Source organism: Bradyrhizobium sp. CB82 (genome assembly GCF_029714405.1).
In the GTDB taxonomy this organism is placed as follows: domain Bacteria; phylum Pseudomonadota; class Alphaproteobacteria; order Rhizobiales; family Xanthobacteraceae; genus Bradyrhizobium.
This window is the reverse complement of sequence record NZ_CP121650.1, coordinates 3,382,080-3,399,983: the sequence shown is the minus strand read 5'-3', so window position 1 is coordinate 3,399,983 and position 17,904 is coordinate 3,382,080. Positions and strand designations below refer to the sequence as shown.

At 64.0% G+C, this 17,904-nt stretch carries 15 protein-coding genes; 3 read left to right on the top strand and 12 right to left on the bottom strand.

The genetic code is table 11. From position 1 onward, the window contains the following. Nucleotides 1–85: 85 nt before the first annotated feature. From QA640_RS16195 to flgB, 7 genes are all read right to left on the bottom strand, one after another. Entirely contained in the window at nt 86–2,671 is a 2,586-nt protein-coding gene (locus QA640_RS16195) for a cell cycle histidine kinase CckA (protein WP_283041601.1), read from the bottom strand. Between the two features lie 155 nt (nt 2,672–2,826). After that, nucleotides 2,827–3,906, bottom strand: coding sequence for a flagellar biosynthesis protein FlhB (gene flhB, locus QA640_RS16190; RefSeq protein WP_283041600.1), 1,080 nt, complete (start codon nt 3,904–3,906; stop codon nt 2,827–2,829). A 3-nt stretch (nt 3,907–3,909) separates the two neighbouring features. Beyond that, complete coding sequence (gene fliR, locus QA640_RS16185; RefSeq protein WP_283041598.1) at nt 3,910–4,680, bottom strand: flagellar biosynthetic protein FliR; 771 nt, start codon at nt 4,678–4,680, stop codon at nt 3,910–3,912. Nucleotides 4,681–4,697: 17 nt separating this feature from the next. Then, nucleotides 4,698–4,961: a flagellar biosynthesis protein FliQ gene (fliQ, locus tag QA640_RS16180; RefSeq protein ID WP_007612284.1), complete on the bottom strand. Its 264-nt coding sequence runs from the start codon at nt 4,959–4,961 to the stop codon at nt 4,698–4,700. 161 nt (nt 4,962–5,122) lie between these two features. Further along, complete coding sequence (gene fliE / locus QA640_RS16175) at nt 5,123–5,431, bottom strand: flagellar hook-basal body complex protein FliE (RefSeq protein WP_283041597.1); 309 nt, start codon at nt 5,429–5,431, stop codon at nt 5,123–5,125. A 17-nt stretch (nt 5,432–5,448) separates the two neighbouring features. Then, nucleotides 5,449–5,874, bottom strand: coding sequence for a flagellar basal body rod protein FlgC (flgC, locus tag QA640_RS16170; RefSeq protein WP_283041596.1), 426 nt, complete (start codon nt 5,872–5,874; stop codon nt 5,449–5,451). 18 nt (nt 5,875–5,892) lie between these two features. Continuing rightward, nucleotides 5,893–6,297, bottom strand: a complete 405-nt coding sequence (gene flgB / locus QA640_RS16165) for a flagellar basal body rod protein FlgB (protein WP_283041595.1) — start codon at nt 6,295–6,297, stop codon at nt 5,893–5,895. 351 nt (nt 6,298–6,648) lie between these two features. Here flgB and QA640_RS16160 point away from each other — a divergent pair, with 351 nt between their 5' ends. After that, nucleotides 6,649–7,593, top strand: coding sequence for a flagellar biosynthetic protein FliO (locus QA640_RS16160; RefSeq protein WP_283041594.1), 945 nt, complete (start codon nt 6,649–6,651; stop codon nt 7,591–7,593). Next, nucleotides 7,590–8,345 carry a flagellar type III secretion system pore protein FliP gene (fliP, locus tag QA640_RS16155; RefSeq protein WP_283041593.1) on the top strand — a complete coding sequence of 252 codons (756 nt, stop codon included), beginning with the start codon at nt 7,590–7,592 and terminating at the stop codon, nt 8,343–8,345. The genes QA640_RS16160 and fliP overlap by 4 nt, the downstream gene beginning before the upstream one ends. 114 nt (nt 8,346–8,459) lie before the next feature. Here the strand turns inward: fliP and QA640_RS16150 are convergent, their stop codons facing one another. Continuing rightward, nucleotides 8,460–8,696, bottom strand: coding sequence for a hypothetical protein (locus QA640_RS16150; protein ID WP_283041592.1), 237 nt, complete (start codon nt 8,694–8,696; stop codon nt 8,460–8,462). Nucleotides 8,697–8,802: 106 nt separating this feature from the next. After that, complete coding sequence (locus tag QA640_RS16145; RefSeq protein WP_283041591.1) at nt 8,803–12,549, bottom strand: tetratricopeptide repeat protein; 3,747 nt, start codon at nt 12,547–12,549, stop codon at nt 8,803–8,805. A gap of 237 nt (nt 12,550–12,786) precedes the next feature. Here QA640_RS16145 and QA640_RS16140 point away from each other — a divergent pair, with 237 nt between their 5' ends. Continuing rightward, nucleotides 12,787–15,579 carry a UPF0182 family protein gene (locus QA640_RS16140; protein ID WP_283041590.1) on the top strand — a complete coding sequence of 931 codons (2,793 nt, stop codon included), beginning with the start codon at nt 12,787–12,789 and terminating at the stop codon, nt 15,577–15,579. A gap of 70 nt (nt 15,580–15,649) precedes the next feature. Here QA640_RS16140 and QA640_RS16135 read toward each other — a convergent pair whose 3' ends face one another. The 3 genes from QA640_RS16135 to QA640_RS16125 form a co-directional block, all read right to left on the bottom strand. Then, a complete protein-coding gene (locus QA640_RS16135) occupies nt 15,650–15,946 on the bottom strand; it encodes a hypothetical protein (protein WP_283041589.1) in 297 nt (98 codons plus the stop codon). Nucleotides 15,947–16,110: 164 nt separating this feature from the next. Then, on the bottom strand, nt 16,111–16,971 hold the full coding sequence (locus QA640_RS16130; protein WP_283041588.1) for a tetratricopeptide repeat protein: 861 nt from the start codon (nt 16,969–16,971) through the stop codon (nt 16,111–16,113). Between the two features lie 50 nt (nt 16,972–17,021). Continuing rightward, entirely contained in the window at nt 17,022–17,762 is a 741-nt protein-coding gene (locus QA640_RS16125; RefSeq protein ID WP_283041587.1) for a FecR family protein, read from the bottom strand. Nucleotides 17,763–17,904 lie beyond the last annotated feature (142 nt).

The following is a 17,904-nucleotide window of genomic DNA, read 5'->3' as shown; positions in this document are numbered from 1 at the left end:
TGCCGCCATGGCTCCAAGCGGCCGTCCCGGCGGAGAGTCACGCGACTCCGGAGTTTACCCGCGCGCTCTTCCGCCCTATCCCGCCTCACCCCGCCTTCATCGTCTCCTTCACGGCGGCGACGAGCTGGCTCAGCGTGAACGGTTTTGGCAGGAAGTCGAACTGCTGGCCTTCGGGCAGGCTCTTCTCGAAGGCGTCCTCGGCATAGCCGGATACGAAGATGAATTTGATGTCGGGATTCTTCTCCCGCATCGCCTTCAGAAGCGTCGGGCCGTCCATCTCCGGCATCACGACGTCGGAGACGACGAGATCGATGGCGCCACTCTGCTCGTCCAGCACCTCCATCGCCTCAACGCCATTCTCGGCCTCGACCACGGTGTAGCCGCGCGAGCGCAGGCCGCGCGCGTTGAGTGCGCGCAGGCCCTCCTCGTCCTCGACGAGCAGGATGGTGCCCTGCCCCGTGAGATCGGTGCGCGGCTTTGCTTCGGCCGCGGGTGCCTCCCTGGCCGCGCCGTTCGTCGGCGCGACGGCAGCGGTGCCGGTCGCCGGCGTTTCGACCTGCGCTTCGGGTTCGGCATGGTGCCGCGGCAGAAAGATGTGGAACGAGGTGCCCTTGCCCGGCTCGGAATCGACGTAGATGAAGCCGCCCGTCTGCTTGACGATGCCGTAGACGGTGGACAGCCCGAGCCCCGTGCCCTTGCCGACCTCCTTGGTCGAGAAGAACGGCTCAAAGATCTTGTCGCGGATATCGGCCGGGATGCCGGTGCCGGTGTCGGCGACCTCGATCCGCACATAATCGGCAGCCGGCATACCCTTATAGGCGAGCTTGCCCGCTTCCTCCGCGGCGACGTTGGCGGTGCGGATGATCAGCTTGCCGCCGTCGGGCATCGCATCGCGTGCATTCACCGCAAGGTTCACGATGACCTGCTCGAACTGGGAGACGTCGACCTTGACCGGCCAGAGGTCGCGGCCGTGGACGAGATCGAGCTTCACCTTCTCGCCGATCAGTCGGCGGAGCAGCATGGTGAGATCTGAGAGCGCATCGCCGAGATCGAGCACCTGCGGCCGCAGCGTCTGACGGCGCGAGAATGCGAGGAGCTGGCGCACCAGAGTCGCAGCCCGCGTCGCGTTCTGCTTGATCTGCATGATGTCCTGGAACGACGGATCGGTCGGCTTGTGCGCATTCAGCAGGAAGTCGTTCGCCATCATGATGGCGGACAGCACGTTGTTGAAGTCGTGGGCGATGCCGCCGGCGAGCTGGCCGACCGTCTCCATCTTCTGCGACTGGTTGATCTGGTTCTCCAGCGCGCGCCGCTCTGTTGTCTCGAGCATGTAGACGATCGCAGCTTCCGTATCGCGCTCATCCTCCTCGACCGGCGTGACGAAGAACTGGCCCCAGCGCTCCCTGGCTCCTTCCAGCGCCACCTCGACCGGCGAGACGTCAGCCTGGCCTGCTGCGGCCCGGTTGATCGCCGCGATCAGCAGATTCCGGTCGCGCGAATTGATCGCGCGGAAAATCGACTTGCTGGCGCTGTCGAGGCCAAGGCCCTGCGCCAGCTTGGCGTAACGCGCATTCGCCCGCACCACATTGCCGCCGCGATCCACGGTAGCGATCGCCATCGGCGTGTGGTCGAAGAAGCGCATGAACCGCACTTCGGCGGCGCGGTCGGGATCGCTGCGCTCGTCGCGGGCCCGGCTGATCACGAGGGTGCGCGACGGGCCCGGCGTACCGTCGGCTCCGAAGGCCAGCTTGTGATAGAGCCGCACTGGCATGGTCTTGCCGGTGCGCATGCGCAGGTCGATGTCGAAGACTTCCGTCTTCACCTCGCCCGGCACCGCTACGATCGAGGTCAGCAGCGAGGCGCCATCGCCGGAGACGATGTCGGTGAGCTTGAGGCCGCCCGAGCCGATCTCGGCGAGATCATAGTCGAGCCAGTTGGCGAGCGTCGCGTTGACGTAGGCGAGCTCGCCGGCCGGATCGACCGAGAAGAAGCCGCACGGCGCGTGATCGAGATATTCGATCGCGTGCTGGAGCTCCTGGAACACATCCTCCTGGCGCTCGCGATCGCGGGTAATGTCGGCAATCGACCACACCGCATATCTGGCTTCGCGCTTGCCCGCGCCGAGCGGGCGCACCCGCATGCGCAGCCAGCGCCCTTGGCTGCCATCATGGCCGGAGGTGCGCACCTCCTCCTGCTGCCGCTTGCCTTCGCGGGCGGCTTTCAGCAGGCGGAACACGGCCTCCGACACATCAGGGTTGCCGATGAAGACGCGCTCGACGGGCCGCACGTCCTGCGGCCCGGAGGCGCCTGTCATGGTCAGGTAAGCCGCGTTGGAATAGACGACATGGCCGCGCGGATCGGTCACGGCGAGCCCGTCAAAGGCATGATCGGAGATGCGAGCAATGATGGGATCGTCGAGATTGCGGTCGGCGAAGCGAACGATGCCAGCGGCAAAGGCGAACAGGTTGAACAGGCCAACCATCGCCAGCACGGCGAGGATGCCGAGGATATAGGGCTGCGCCTGGGTCCGGCCGAGCGTCATCAGCCCGACGGCGACCGCCACGAGCGTCGCCGCCACCAGGAACACCAGCGCAATGCTGCCCGAGCGCTGCGGCGGCTCATGCACCGCAACAGGCTCGTGTGACAGGTCGTGGTCGGTCTCGGCGGTCATCCCAGGTCAGCGCAGCCTGTCGGCAGGAAAAGAACGCGCGAACCGCGCGCAACGGGCCCTCCCTGCCTGAATCGGACCCGCAGGCGCAAGGGCGGTAGGGGCGAAACGTACGCTGATTCCCAGTTTACGGCCATTTCCGGTACTTTTCGGGTGCTTTATTGCCGTCCGGCGCCGAATCCGCGCTTCAGCCGCATGACGTACCCGATGACCTCGGCAACAGCATGGTAGTGCTCGACCGGGATTTCCTGGTCGATCTCCACGGTGGCATAGAGCGCGCGCGCCAGCGGCACGTTCTCGACGATCGGAATGTCGTGCTTGCGGGCGACCTCCCTGATCTTGAAGGCGAGATTGTCGACGCCCTTGGCGACGCAGATCGGCGCCTGCATGCCACGCTCGTAGGACAAAGCCACAGAATAGTGGGTCGGATTGGTGATGATCACGGAGGCCTTTGGAACTGCCGCCATCATACGCTTCTTGGCGCGCTGCTGCCTGAGCTGCCTGATCTTGCCCTTGACGTGCGGGTCGCCTTCAGACTGCTTGAACTCCTCCTTGATCTCCTGCAGCGACATCTTCTGGCGCTGGAACCAGGACCGGTACTGGAACAGGTAGTCGGCGATCGCCACGACCGCGAGCGCGGCCACCACAGCGCCGAGCAGGTGCACGGTCATGCTGGTGGTGACGCCGAGCATGGCGGACGGATCGAGCTTGACCATCGATTCCACGCGATGCCCCTCCGGCCACAGGATCATGGTCATGACCGCGCCGAGCGCCACCAGCTTGCCGACGCCCTTGAGGAAGTTCGCCGCCGCCTGCTTGCCGAAGATGCGCTTGAAGCCGGCGCCGGGCGAGATCTTGCTCAGCTTCGGCTTGAGCGACTCGCCCGACCACACCAGCCGGTGCTGGAGCATGTTGCCGGCGATCGCGGCGAGCGCCAACATCAACAGCGGCACGCCGATCGCGGCGATAATGGCAAATTCGAGCTGCTGCGCCAGCGCAATCAGGCTCTTGCCGTCAGTCCTGATCATCCAGGAATTGGCGAGCAAATTGCGCATCGGTATCAACAGGCCGCCGCCGATCGAGCCCGAGAAGGTCGAGATCACGAGCGTGCCGCCCGCGATCACGAACCAGGTGTTGATCTCCTGACTCTTGGCGACGTCGCCACGTTCGAGCGCCTCCTCGAGACGTTTTTGCGTCGGGTCTTCTGTTTGGCTCTCGGGATCGTTGTCTTCCGCCATGGATCACCTGAGCGGCATCATCTGGTGCATCACACCGATGAAATAGTCGAGGAAGGTGCCCATCATCGCCGCGAGCACTACGGCGAGCACGAGGAAGCCGGCGAAGATCGAGAGCGGCACGCCGACGAAATAGACCTGCATCTGCGGCATCAGCCGTGCCAGCACGCCGAGCCCGATATTGAAGACGAGGCCGAACACCAGGAACGGCCCGGAAAGCTGCAAGCCCAGCCGAAACGCGGCCGCGAAGGCGCGCGTCGCAAGCGAAGCGACATCGCCGCTTGCCATCGTCTCCCCCGGCGCGAAGATCGCATAGCTGTCGTTGAGCGCTGATATCACGAGGTGATGGCTGTCGGTCGCGAACAGCAGCGTCACGCCCAGCATGGTCAGGAAATTGCCGACCAGCACGCCCTGCTGGCCCTGCGTCGGATCGACCGAGGTGACGAAGCCGAGCCCCATCTGCTGCGCGATCACCGCACCGGCGACCTGGAGGGCGGCGAGCGTCACGCGTGCGGTCGCCCCCAGCACGATGCCGATCGCGATCTCATGCAGCATCAAAACCAGGAGCGAGGCGATCGAGCCCATGTCGACGTGGTAGGCGCTCCGATGCAGCGGCAGAATGATCAGCGTGAGCAGCAGCGCGATCGACAGTTTGATGCGCGTCGGAATGTTGGTCTCGCCGAGCCCCGGCAGCAGCATCACCATCGCGCCGACCCGGGCGAAGGCGAGCATGAAGGCGGCGGCGAGCGCCGGCAGCAGCGAGATGTCGATGCGCATGGCTTACGCACTGTGCCTCAGCCGCCGATGATTCGCGACGAGATCCGCAGCATGTGGGAATGGAGCGCGTCGGCCATGAATGGCAGCGCCAGCAGCATGGTCGCGAAGATCGCGAGGATTTTCGGCACGTAGATCAGGGTCTGCTCCTGGATCTGCGTCAGCGCCTGGAACAGCGACACCACGACACCAACCACGAGCCCCACCACCATCAGCGGCGACGACACGATCACGATCGTCCAGATCGCATCTCGCGCCACGTCAAGCGTTTCAGGTCCGGTCATTGCACGATTCCTCTATACGAAACTCGCATCCCCGCCGACGCGGCGGCGAGTGGGGCGACGCCCTCTCCCCGTCATTGCGAGCGCAGCGAAGCAATCCAGAGAGGCATCCGCGGAAAGATTCTGGATTGCTTCGCTGCGCTCGCAATGACAAGTGCAAGGAATCAAATCGCCATCTTCATGATGTCTTCGTAGGACTGGATCACCCGGTCGCGCACCGACACCAGCGTCGAGACGGCGACGTCGGTTTCGGCCACCGCCGTCACCACGTCCATCACGTTGGCCTTGCCGCTCGCCATGGCCACGGTCTGCGCATCGGATTTGCGACCTGATTCCATGACGCTGCCGATGGAGTCCTTGAGCAGTGCGGCGAAGGACGGGCCGTTCGTTTCCGACCCCTTGCCGGCGGCGCTGTTTTCGAGCACGCGCGCGAGGCTGGCATAGGCGTTGGCAGCAATCGTCGGTGAAGCCATGGCTTTGAGCCTCCTGTTCAGGCCTTGAGGATGTCGAGCGTGCGCTGGATCATCCGGCGCGTTGCACTGATGATGTTGAGATTGGCTTCATAGGACCGCTGCGCGTCGCGCATGTCGGTCATTTCGACCACCGAGTTCACGTTCGGATATTTGACGTTGCCGCTCGCATCCGCGGCCGGATTGTTCGGCTCGTATTTGACGCGGAAGTCGGACTGATCGGGCTTGATCTTGCCGAGGGTGACGACCTGCGCGTCCAGCGTGCGGTCGAGCGTGGAGGAGAAGGTGGGTACCTTGCGGCGGTAGGGATCGCCGCCGACGCTCTGGGCGGTCGAGTCCGCGTTCGCGATGTTTTCCGAGATCACCCGCATGCGCCCGGCCTGCGCACGCAGGCCGGAGGTCGCAATCGCCATCGAGCGGGCAAAGTCGCTGCTGTCATTGGCCATGATGCGCCTCCGCTAGCTTTAACCCTTGCCGATCGCAGTCTTCAGAAGATGCAGGCTTTTCGAGTAGAGCGAGGTCGCGGCCGCGTAATCCATCTGGTTCGAGGCGGACTTCATCATCTCCTCCTCGAGATTGACGGCATTGCCCGCAGGGCGGGTTTCGAAGCCCGCATTCTTGTTCTGGTCGAAACTCGACGGTGCGCCGGACGGCGTCATGTGCGCGGAACTGGTGCGGGCCATCGCGAGCGGCCCCATCGAGCCGGTGACCGCGCCGGTCTTGTCGAACTTGGGCTCGACAAGGTCGCGCGGCCGGAAGTGGGGCGTGTCGGAATTGGAGACGTTCTCGGACAGGACGCGCTGGCGTTCCTGGTGCCACTGCATCTTGGTGCGAAGCGCCGAGAGCACCGGGAGGTCATTGATGGACATGGCTTGCGGCTCCTTGCCCCGGATCAGGCCCGGAGCTAGGCAGAATTTGCCGCCTGTATGGTTAACGGCTGGTTAAGATGCTAGCGGCAGGTGTCCCTCCTTGAGACGCGCCGGTTTCGCGCCCGTGATTCTACGCCTCCAAAACACTCGTTAACCCAATCGCTTGGCTCCGGAACTATTCCCAAGAAGTCATTTTGGATCGGACGATTCATAGGTTATTAAGAACCCGGGGACGGCAGAACTTGCCGTTGGGTGTTAAGGGATCGAACTTCTGGGGCGTCGCGGGCTGGTGGTCGGGATGGATTTCGACCATTGGCCGCATGAGACAAGCGCCATTTGCCGGGGACAAGCATGCAAGGCCCTTTGACCTTTATCTTAGCGTTCATCGTCGTTCTGGCGCTGATCGGCTTGGCCGCGTGGTTGGTTCGCCGATTCGCCACGAACCGGCTGGGCGCCAACACGCAGCGCGGCCGGATGCCACGGCTTGCCGTGATCGACGCTGCCGCTGTGGATGGCCGCCGCCGCCTGGTGCTGGTCCGGCGCGACAATGTCGAACATCTCCTCATGATCGGCGGCCCGACCGACATCGTCGTCGAGCCCAACATCGTGCGCGCGGCCCCGAGTCGCGATCAGTTGCCGCAACGGTCCGGGAATGCCGAGCCGCCGCGCCTCGCCCCAATGCCCGAACCTGCCGCTTGGGATGAGCCCTCGCCGCGCCCCGAATTGCTCGACCTGCCCGAGCCGCAAATGACCGAGCCGCCGCCGCGGCCTGCGCGCCCCTCCTTCGCCGATGAAGTGCGCCGGCCCGCGCCTGCGCTGGCCGAGCGCCGCAGCGATCCGCTCGCCGGCTTCACCGCCGAGCCGATCGCGCCGCGCCCCGAGCGCGAGCCACAGGTGAGGCCCGAGCCGATGCCGCCGCGCATCCCACGCAGCGAGCCGATGATGCCGCGTCCGCCGCGCCAGAGCGAGCCGGCGAAGATCCCGCCGGTGCGTGCCGAGCGCGCCGCCGCGCCGCCGCCTCCCCCGGCGCCTTCCGCCCCGGCCGCATCTCCGCCGCCGGCCGCACCCTCGAGCGCCGAACAGAATCTCGCCGAGATGGCGCAGCGGCTCGAAGCCGCCCTGCGCCGGCCCGCCGGCGAATCGGTCGCGCCTCCCGTTGCTCCCGAGCCGCCCGCACCCGCAGTGCGCCCGTCGCGCAACGAGCCGCCTCCCCCGGCCGCGCCCGCAAAGACGAGCTTTGAAAATCTCGAAGACGAGATGGCCTCCCTGCTCGGCCGTCCGAAGCCGCCTTCGTGAGACGCCTGGCCTTCCCGCGTAGAGTTTTTTTCCTTCCTGTCATGATCGGCGCCGCTCTCCTGGCGGCGCCTGCGCATGCGCAGGACATCAGCATCAATCTCGGCGGTCAGGGCGGTGGGGGCGTCACCGAGCGCGCCATCCAGCTGATCGCGCTGCTCACGGTGTTGTCGATCGCGCCGTCGATCCTGATCATGATGACGTCGTTCACGCGCATCGTGGTCGTGTTGTCGCTGCTGCGCACTGCCATGGGGACCGCGACCGCGCCGCCGAACTCGGTGATCATCGCGCTGGCGATGTTCCTCACCTTCTTTGTGATGGGACCGGTGCTGCAAAGATCCTATGACGACGGCATCAAGCCGCTGATCGCGAATCAGATCAGCGTCGAGGACGCTCTCGAGCGCGCCTCAGTCCCTCTGCGTGGCTTCATGCAGAAGAACGTGCGCGAGAAGGATCTGAAACTCTTCATGGACCTCTCCGGCGAGCCGCCGCCGGCAACCCCCGACGAGCTCGCACTCCGCATCCTCATCCCCTCGTTCATGATCTCGGAGCTGAAGCGTGCCTTCGAGATCGGCTTCCTCCTGTTCCTGCCCTTTCTGATCATCGACCTCGTCGTCGCCTCCGTCCTGATGTCGATGGGCATGATGATGCTGCCGCCGGCGGTGGTGTCGCTGCCGTTCAAGCTGATCTTCTTCGTGCTGGTGGACGGCTGGTCGCTGGTGGCGGGAAGCCTGGTGCAGAGCTATGGGGGGTGACGCGCCGGTGTGCGGCCGCCTAAAGCGCGATGAGATGAATCGTCATCGCGCTTTAGGTTGTTGTTTGCGCATGATCTTTTCGGAAAACCGCTTCGCACTTTTCCGGATCATGCTTTAGCCGTTCACGTCATACTGCTTGCTGAGGTGATCGCCGATCTGCACGAGCATGGCGACGCATTCGGGGTAGCCGGGCTTATTGATGGTGGCTTGGTCAGATTCGTCGCGGAATTCCCAGCTTTCGCCATCGCGGAGAATGATGATCTTCATACCGTCCGAACAATCGGCATGGACCTTCAATTCGGCTTTCGCCATGGCAATCAGTTCGGCTTCGGACTTGACGGGCTTGCTCATCTCATCGCTCTCCGGGCACCGGCGCTCGATCCGGATACGCTGCGCCTTGATTGGCAAGTTGCCGCCTCATGGAGCAACTGTCGAGAGGCCGAAGGTAGCAGAGAGCCTAGCGGGTCATCTTGATCTGCCTCACGGGCGGGATCGCAGGCAGCGAGCCGGTGTGCTCGGTGTCGTCCTTGGCCTGCGGCAGCATGGGCGCGCGGGCGGTGGCGTCCGGGAAGCGCTGCTTCATCTCGCGCAGGAAGCCCTCGAGCGTGTCGACGCTGGCAGCGAGTTTTGCGATCTCGGCGAATTCGGCGCTGGAGGCGGCTGCCGGCTTGCTCGCAATGTCGAAGGCGAGCCGGTCGGAGCTCTCGCTCATCAAGGGCGCGTATTTCTCGCGGAAGCGCGACAGCCCGATCGCATCGTCGGCGAGCGCGTAGCCGACGGCGGCGCGGATCACGTCGCTCTTCTCGACCGCGTTGAGCGGCTTGAAGTCGCGAAAACGCTCACCGTAATAGAGCTCGATCTGCTCGGCGGATTCGCGCCAGCGCCGCGCCGCCCAGAAGATGTCGGAGCGCAGGCGGATGGCCTCGCGGCCGGCGACGTTGGAGACGATGTCGAGCGCGAGGTCGTGGCGGCCGACGTCGCTCTGCGCGCGCGCCTCGAGCAGTAGACGCTGCTGGCGCAATTCGCCGGAGAGGTCGCTGATGCGGCTCGCGCGCAGCGCCGAGATCGCCATGTCGGGCTTGCGGTTGGCGAGATAGACCATCGCAAGGCGGGCGGCGACCTGCGCGCGCGCGGCGCCTTCGAGGCGGTGGTCGACCTGGTATTGCAGGAGCTCGGCGGCCTGGTCGAGCAGGTCTATGGACGCCAGGCGATCGGCAAGCTTGCGGATCAGCTCGTCGCCGCGCCGGCCGATCGGCGTCAGCTCGCGGAACTCGTAGAACATCCCGAGCGCCTCGATCGGCGGAAGATCGTCGCCCTTGGAGCTCAAGAATATCTGCGCGAACAGCTCCTGCGCGAGGTCCTGCGCCTGGCGCGAGGCGTCCGCATTCGGCTGGAGCTTGGTCGCGGTGCGCGCCGCCGCGAGCGCATCCCGGTAGCGCCCCATGTCGGCGTGCATCCGCGCCAGCATCTGGAGCGTCTTCACCTCGATGGCATCGCCGCGCCAGGTCATCGCCAGCGTCTCCAGCTCGCGCAGCGCGTCGTCCTTGGTGATCTCGTCGCGTTTCTGACGAAGCGCGACCTCCAGTTGCTTGGCTTCGGCCGCCGCCGGCCGGTCGTCCGAAGCGACCGCGAATGTGTAGTCGTCGAGCGCGTCCTTGTCGTGGCCGAGCGCTTCGGCGAGCCGGCCGCGCAGCACCGCGAAAGACGGTGCCATGTCCGGCGGGACGCCGACGACTTCGAGCTCGCTGCGCCGCTTGGAGGCGCCGGCATAGTCCTTCACCTCGAGCGAGGCCCGCATCGCATCCATCGTCACGATGCGCTGGATGTCGAGCGGCAGCGAGGCGATGGCGAACTCGACGTTCTTGAATTTTTCGCGCGCATCGGCCCATTTGCCCTGTCGCGCATAGGCGAGCGCCTTCCAGAGCTGCGAGTCATGGCTGTTGCCGATCACGGGGTTGGCGAGATCCTTCAGCCCCTGCCCCGGCCGGCCGATCAGGATGCTCGAGATCGCGTGCAAGATCAGCGCCGACGATTCCTCCTTGTTGAGGGGATCGGTCAGCATGACGTCGGTGATCGCCTTGGCCTCGTGATACATGGCGCGCGACATGTAGAAATGCGCGAGGTCAAGCCGCGGAATCGAGCGCTGCGCCGGCTCGACCGCCGCGATCGCGGCCACCAGCGCGCTCTGCCGGTTCATGAACAGTTCGGACTGGCCCTTGCGCCATTCCTCGATGTTGAATATCGGCCGCACCGCGGTCGGCGCGCGTTCGGCGGAGACGTCGACCGGCGACAGCGTCAACCCACCCTTCTTGCCGAGGATGACCTTGTCCTGGCCCACCTCGACGCCAACCTCGTCGGAGTTCGGACGAATGGCGATGCCGTGCGCGGATTCGAGCAGCGAGAGATCGACCAGGTCCTGCCGCTTGATGAAGCCGCGGACCGGCCGCGGCGCAGTGACGACGTAGAGCGTGTCGCCGGCGTCGGGATCGGTCAGCTTGTGCAGCATCCCCGGATTGGCGAACGGGATCGCGATATTGGCGAGCGCCGGATCGGTGATGTTGCGCATCATCATCAACGGTAGCGGCGTCGCCTGGATCTTGTCGGCAAGCGTCAGGAGCCAGTTGGTCTCCTTGCCGCTCTCCTCGCTCGACAGCGAATAGACCAGCGGCCGGTTGAGGCGGATGCGGATGGCCTGGCCCTTGTCGAGCGGCTTGCGGCTGACCTCGCCGATCATCGCGCCGCCCTTGGCACGGATCGGCTCAACGTCGACCGGCTTCGGCGTATCGAATACCAGCCAGACGGTGTCGCCGCGGCGAAACGCGGCGGCGGGTGTTGCGACCGAGAGCGGGAACGTCACGCGCAGGCCGTCGCTGTCGCGGCGGACATCGACGCTCGGCGTGGCGTCCTGCGAAACGACCGGGGCCGGCGCCTCGACCGGTGCGGCTTTCGCAGTGTCCTTCGCGTCCTTGACCGGCTCCTTCGCGGCCTCCTTCACCGTCTCCTTCGGCGCCTCGGCGACCATCGGTGCTACCGGCTTTGGCGCGGTAGCCGGCGCCTCTGCGGCCGGTGGTGCCGTTTTTGGCCCCTCGACCGGACGCGCGGCTACAGCAGCGACAGGCTCTTGCGCGGCCTGCACCGGCGCGGGTTTCGGCACCTCGGCAGCCGGCGGCGCGGCCGCGGCCTCAGGCTTCACCTCGATCTTCGCCTCGCGCGCGATGGTCTCGGAGGTCGGCGGCGAGATCTCGCGCGGCTTCTCCCTCTGCTCGGCGGCCGCGCGCGGTCCGTGCTCTGCGGCCGGCTTTGCCGGCGCCAGGACCTGCTCGGCCGTTGCTGCGGCCTTGTACTTGTCCGGCTGGAAGGCGACGTCGACGACATAGTTCTTGTCGTCGCGGAAGGAGTGCACATCGGCCTCACCGATCAGCGCGATCTCGACATTGGTCTGGTCGATGTCGGCCTTCTGCTTGATCGAGGCCACGTTCGGCGGGGCCGCAACGACCGCGTCGGCGAGATCGAAGTTGAGATTGGCGTTGAAGGCGAGCGTCAGCTTCTGCTCGTTGAGCACCGAGGAGACGCCGACGCCGTCGGGCATCTCGAAGACGAAGCGCACGAAGGTCGGCTGCACCGAGGCGCGGACGCGGATCGGCGGGCGCTTCTTGGTCTCGGCGGCCACGCGCTGGACGCGCAGCGCGCGCTCGGCGGCGCGCGCGCGATCGGCGAGTTCCTTCACCACGTCCATCGGCAGGCTCGGCGGCGCGCCCTTCCAGCCCTCGGGCAGAAGGTCGACGAACGTCCGCTCGCCGGCATTCATGGTGTTGACGGTAACGCGGCGCGCCAGCGACAGGCGGATCGCCCCGCCGTCGGGATCACGCCGCGCGGAGTTGACGTAGTCGGGTGCACCTTCCGGGATGCGGTCGACCGGTACATCGACCGGTCGCTCGAAGCGGATGATCAGGATCGAGCCGGCGGTCGTCACCTCGGAGGGAACGTCTTCGCCGAGCTTGATGACGAGGCGCGCAAAGCCGCCGCCGGCCGAGAATGTCGCCTCACCCCGTACCGGATCGGCACGCGCGGGCGAAGCCAGGCCCACCAACAGGCAGGCGGCCAGTGCGGACAGCGCGTGGACATGACGGCGCGAGCCCGGCACCGAGGTCAACACCAAGGCGCGGGCTCGCGACCAAAATCCAGCGGCAGCCTGTCGCGCCATTGGCGGCATTTCATCCGGTCCGACGATTCATGCCGGCAATGGGGGCCGGCCGTGCTCGACTTTAAGGTTTCGCCAATTAAGGACTTGTTAATGCTGTCGGATTGATTTGACCTGCGCTCGCTGCGCCGCACCACCGTTCCCGAACGGCCAGTTCCCCTCCGGCCTGTCGGCAGTTCGCTCTATCGGCCGCACGTGCACGGAGCGCCGCCGCGGCCGCCGTTCTGCTATAGTGCGGACATGACGATGGGGATCGCCGGACCCGGCCAGAAGGCGCCGCGGCGCAGTGTTGCGGCAGGGTTCATTATCGCGGCCATCGCCGTCGTCATTGGCCTGATCCTGCTCGCTCTCCTGAGCGACGTCCTGGTCGACTGGATGTGGTTCGCCTCGGTCGGCTACAAGCAGGTCTTCTGGATCACGATCGGCGCCAAAACCGCTGGCTTCCTCGCCGTTTTCGCAGCGACTGCGACCGCCTTGTGGGTGAACGCCCGGATTGCGCTTGGTCTTGCCGGGCGGCGAAGCCGGTTGCCTGCGGCCTTTGTCCCAACACTTGCCGCGGCTGTGGCTCAGCCTGATCCGCTTGAATTCCTGCGCGAGCGACTGCCGTGGCGTAAAGTGATCGCCGCCAGCAGCAGCCTGTTCGCCTTGCTTGTCGCCTGGGGCGAGGTCGGCAACTGGAGCACGCTCCTCCGGTTCATCTATCAGGTGCCCTACGGGAGCAATGATCCCCTATACGGCAAGGATATCGGTTTCTACCTCTTCTCCCTGCCCGCGTTTGTCGCCTTCAAGAACTGGGCAATGCTGACGCTCGTCATGAGCGCACTGCTCGCCGGATTTGTCTATTGGGTGCATGGCGACATCGAGGACCGGGCCCACCGAATGTCGCCGGCCGCGATCTCCCACGGTTCGGCGCTGCTCGGCCTGTTCTTCGGCGTGAAAGCGTGGTCCTACGGCCTCGACCGCTACCACCTGCTGTTCGGCGACAACGGCGTAGTGGTCGGCGCAGGCTATACTGACGTCAATGTCGAATTGCCGGTCCTTTGGATCCTCATCGCGCTCTCGATCGTCGCCGCCTTGGCCGCATGGGCGAACCTGTCGGTCCGCACCTACAGCCTCCCCACCGCCGCGATCGCACTGCTGTTCGGCGCTGCTTTCCTGCTATCGGGCATCATCCCCGCAGTTTTTCAGCGCTTCTACGTCAAGCCGAACGAGCTGGACTGGGAGCGTCCCTATATCGAGCGCAACATCGCGCTGACCCGGGAGGCCTATAATCTCAATCGGATCTCACCGAAGCCGTTCCCTGCGGACCAGACGCTGACCTTCAGCGCGCTCGAGGCCAACAAGGCCACGATCGAGAACATAAGGCTGTGGGATTGGCAACCACTGGCCGACACCTACGCGCAATTGCAGGAGATCCGTACCTACTACAAGCTGCGTAACCTCGATGTCGACCGCTACTGGCTCGGCGGCACCTACCAGAGCGTGATCCTCTCGGCGCGCGAGTTGAATTCCGAGCTTCTGCCGCCTAACGCGCAGACCTGGGTCAACCGTCACATCCTGTTCACCCACGGCAATGGTGCGGTGCTGAGTCCCGTCACCCAGAAGAGCAGCGAAGGGCTTCCGCTCCTCTACCTGCACGATGTTCCTCCGGTTGCACAGGGAGGTCCCGACATTCGCGAGCCGCGCATCTACTACGGGCAGCAGACCGACGACTACGTCATCGTCAAGGCAACCGTGCCGGAGTTCGATTATCCCAAGGGAAAGGACAACGTCTACGCGTCATATGACGGCGCCGGCGGCGTCCCGCTGTCGAGCTTGTTTCGGCGACTGATCTTCGCCCACTACTTCAACGACGTGAACCTGTTTCTTTCAGACTACATCGGCTACGGCAGCCGGATCATGATCCGGCGCAACATCCAGGAGCGGGTCGGCACGATTGCCCCGTTCCTGATTCTGGATCGCGATCCCTACCTTGTCGTCAGCGAGGGCCGGATGTTCTGGATTCAGGACGCCTACACGACCAGCGAATATTTTCCCTATGCGCAGCGTGCGTCCGGCCACAATCTCAACTACATCAGAAATTCGGTAAAGGTGATCATCGATGCCTATAACGGCACGGTCGACTTCTATCTGATGGACCAGGCGGACGCGATCGCCGCGACCTATCGTCGAATTTTCCCGGCTCTCTTCAAGCCGTTCACCGCAATGCCTCCCGATCTGCAAAGGCACATTCGCTATCCCGAGGACCTCTTCCTCATCCAGGCTCGGCTTTTCCAAACCTATCACATGGAATCTGCCGATGTTTTCTACAACCGCGAGGACCTCTGGCAATTCCCGCGCCAGCCGGCCGGCGATGGCGTCTCTTCAATGGACGGCACGACCGCGATGGCGCCCTACTACATCATCATGCGACTGCCTGGCGAAGCGCAAGCCGAGTTCTTTCTGATGATCCCGATGGTACCGAGCCGCCGCGACAACATGATCGCATGGCTCGCCGCGCGCTGCGATGAGCCCGGCTATGGCAAGCTGATCGTGTACGAATTTCCCAAGGAGAAGCTGGTCTACGGACCGTTTCAGATCGAGGCGCGCATTCATCAGAACACGGAGATATCCCAGCAGATCTCGCTATGGAACCAGATGGGATCGCGGGTGATCAGAGGAAACCTGCTCGTGATCCCGATCGAGAACTCCATCCTCTACGTGTCGCCACTATATCTGCGGGCCGAGCAAGGACACTTGCCGGAGCTGAAACGAGTGATTGCCGCCTATGGCGAGCACGTCGTCATGAAGGAAACGCTCGAGCAAGCCTTGTCGGCGCTCTTCGCGAACAGCGGGCCCTCAACGGCAGCGCCGGGTGGGACCGCGGAAACGCCTGGCGATGGGGCCGCGGCAGCACGCGCACAAGAGGCACTCGCTCACTACGGTCAGGCCATGGAGCGGTTGAAGTCCGGTGATTGGGCAGGCTTCGGCAAGGAGATCGAGGCGATGCGCAGCCTGCTTGAAGACATCCGCCGGCAATCGAGCAGTCCGTGAGGGGGCTGGCGTTGGCGCGTGCCCCCGGCGTGCTCGCGCATGTAGCGGAGTGAGTGGCCTTCAAGGACAACTACGCATCAGCTTCTATGTTCACCAAAACTTCGCCGGCGATGATCTCGGGGCTCCCCAGATCAAGGTCATGCAGGCTTGCTTGAACAAAGTCCAGCACTCTGCTGTTCGCCGCATTGGCGCTTTCGCGGTCCTCGAAAATCATCACCGCGACACCAACGCCTTCGCCCCCATCCAGCATATAATATGATTTGAATCCGCGCGATTCCCTCAGGATCCGACCAACGCCGCTCTTTGCGCGGCGAGCAGCATCCGCAACCGAACGGACCTTGGTGTACTTTCGAATGAACACGTACATCAGGCCACCCATCCGCCTTAGTCTCAGTCCCTCACATCGAAGCATATCGAGCTGCTGCTCGACCGGTGCCGACTTCCGAAACGGGTCATTGGCAGGCATCCCCGGCGTCTGACGCTGCCCGCTTGCCGCGGCACGCGGACGATTGGGAGTCAGAGCTTGTGCATCTATCGCACACCATAACGCCCGAAGTCCTCGCCGATCCCGTCCTGAATCCTTTCGGCCGCCGAAAGATCCGTATCGCCTCCCGCCTTGTCGCCCTGCCTGAGCCGGGCAAGTCCGCGTCCGTAGAGCGCACTTGCCATATTCGGGGCAAGGCGCAGCGCAGAACTATAGTCATCGATAGCCGCACTCCATTGACCCATCTTGAGATGAATCAGCCCGCGCGAGTCATGAGCCGCGGCGTTGTTCGCTGCCAGCTGAATGGCCTTGTTGCAATCCTCCAGCGCCGCCTGCAGCACACCGGTCATGGCACGGGCCCAGCAGCGGGCGTTCCACACAGCATCCAAATTCGGCTGGAGCCGGATGACCTCATCATAGTCTCGTGTGGCGTGATCGTACTCGTTCTTCTTCAGATGGGCCGCGGCGCGGTTGAAATATGCGTCGACATAGTTGGGGTCGAGCTTGATGGCCTCATCGAGCGCCTTGATCGCAAGGTCGTATTCGCCCTTCCTCAAATAGGCCACGCCGCGATTGTTGAAAGGCTTGCTATAGGCTGGATTGAGCTCGATCGATTGATCGAAATCGCGGATGGCGCGGTCATAGTCTCCCGTTTCGGCATAAGCATTGCCACGATTGTTATAAGCTATGGCCAACGCCTTCGTCGCGCCTTGATGTGCGTTGATGAATGCCGTGCAACCACCAATTCGCGTTTCGAGCGGCGCGTGCTCCGCGCTGTTGCAGAGCTCGACCGTCTTGAGATAGCTCCCATCCTCCTTCGGAGTCTGCGCCCCCGCCGGCAGCCCGAGCAACAGCAGGATGAGACACAACGCCCCACAGCCGGTGGTTCTTCCTCTCGCACGCTTCATATCAGGGTCCCGATCGCGAAACTTGGGGACTTCGTTGCTGATGAATCTTCCTAGCACCGTCGGCAGATGTTCAAGTTGAGTTTGCGTTCGGCTTTCTGTCCGGATGGGACTGCCGTGGCGGGCTTCTTGCCAGTCTTGCTCTTGCCTTCTTCAATGAGTGTCGAGAAATTTACCGTCCCATTGTCGGAGATCTCCACATGGGGCGTGGTCCCCCGGATGCCCATTGTTGCGACGGGCGTGTCGATCTTCATGTCGCCCGTCTTGGCAACGTTCCCGGCAACGAAGGTGAACGTTCCCTTGGCGAGGCTAAAAAGCGTCGAGTTGGACTTCCCATTTGGGTCGTACACATACTCGTCCAGAACCATGCGCGCGTTGCTCGATAGATTGAACGAGGCGCCATCGGTGAAGTTGATGCCGACCCGACCATCCGGCCCGGTCCGCACCACGTCCCCCTGATATACGAGATCACCGATCTTGGTTCGACTGCGCTCATCTGAGGTATTGGCCTGAACGACCACGGCGCCCACATGTTCGATCATGACTGAACCGGTGACCGCCACAACCTTCCCAATGGGTTTGGTCGACGAGTCCGCTACAGCGGGCTTGGCGGAATCGGTTTGCGCGCGCGCCGTACCCGGCAAAAGACTGGCCAGCGCCAAGACGAGGGCGGCCACCAATCCAGGTGTCATATGTGTGCACATGATCCCCCCTTCTGAGAAGATCGTGTCGCTATCGCTGTCCTTTTTTGGACCACGAAGCGCGGCAGCAATACATACAAATGTGTTGTTCAATTTAGCTTAAGGTTCTAGGTTATCGCCGATATCGCGTGAATGCCATTAATCAAATTCGTCTGATTAGGAATTTGAAGCGCTGGATGGAGATGTCTCGCGGCGGGGGTTCATGTCAGCGCTCGCGAGCTACTCCCTCTCTTGA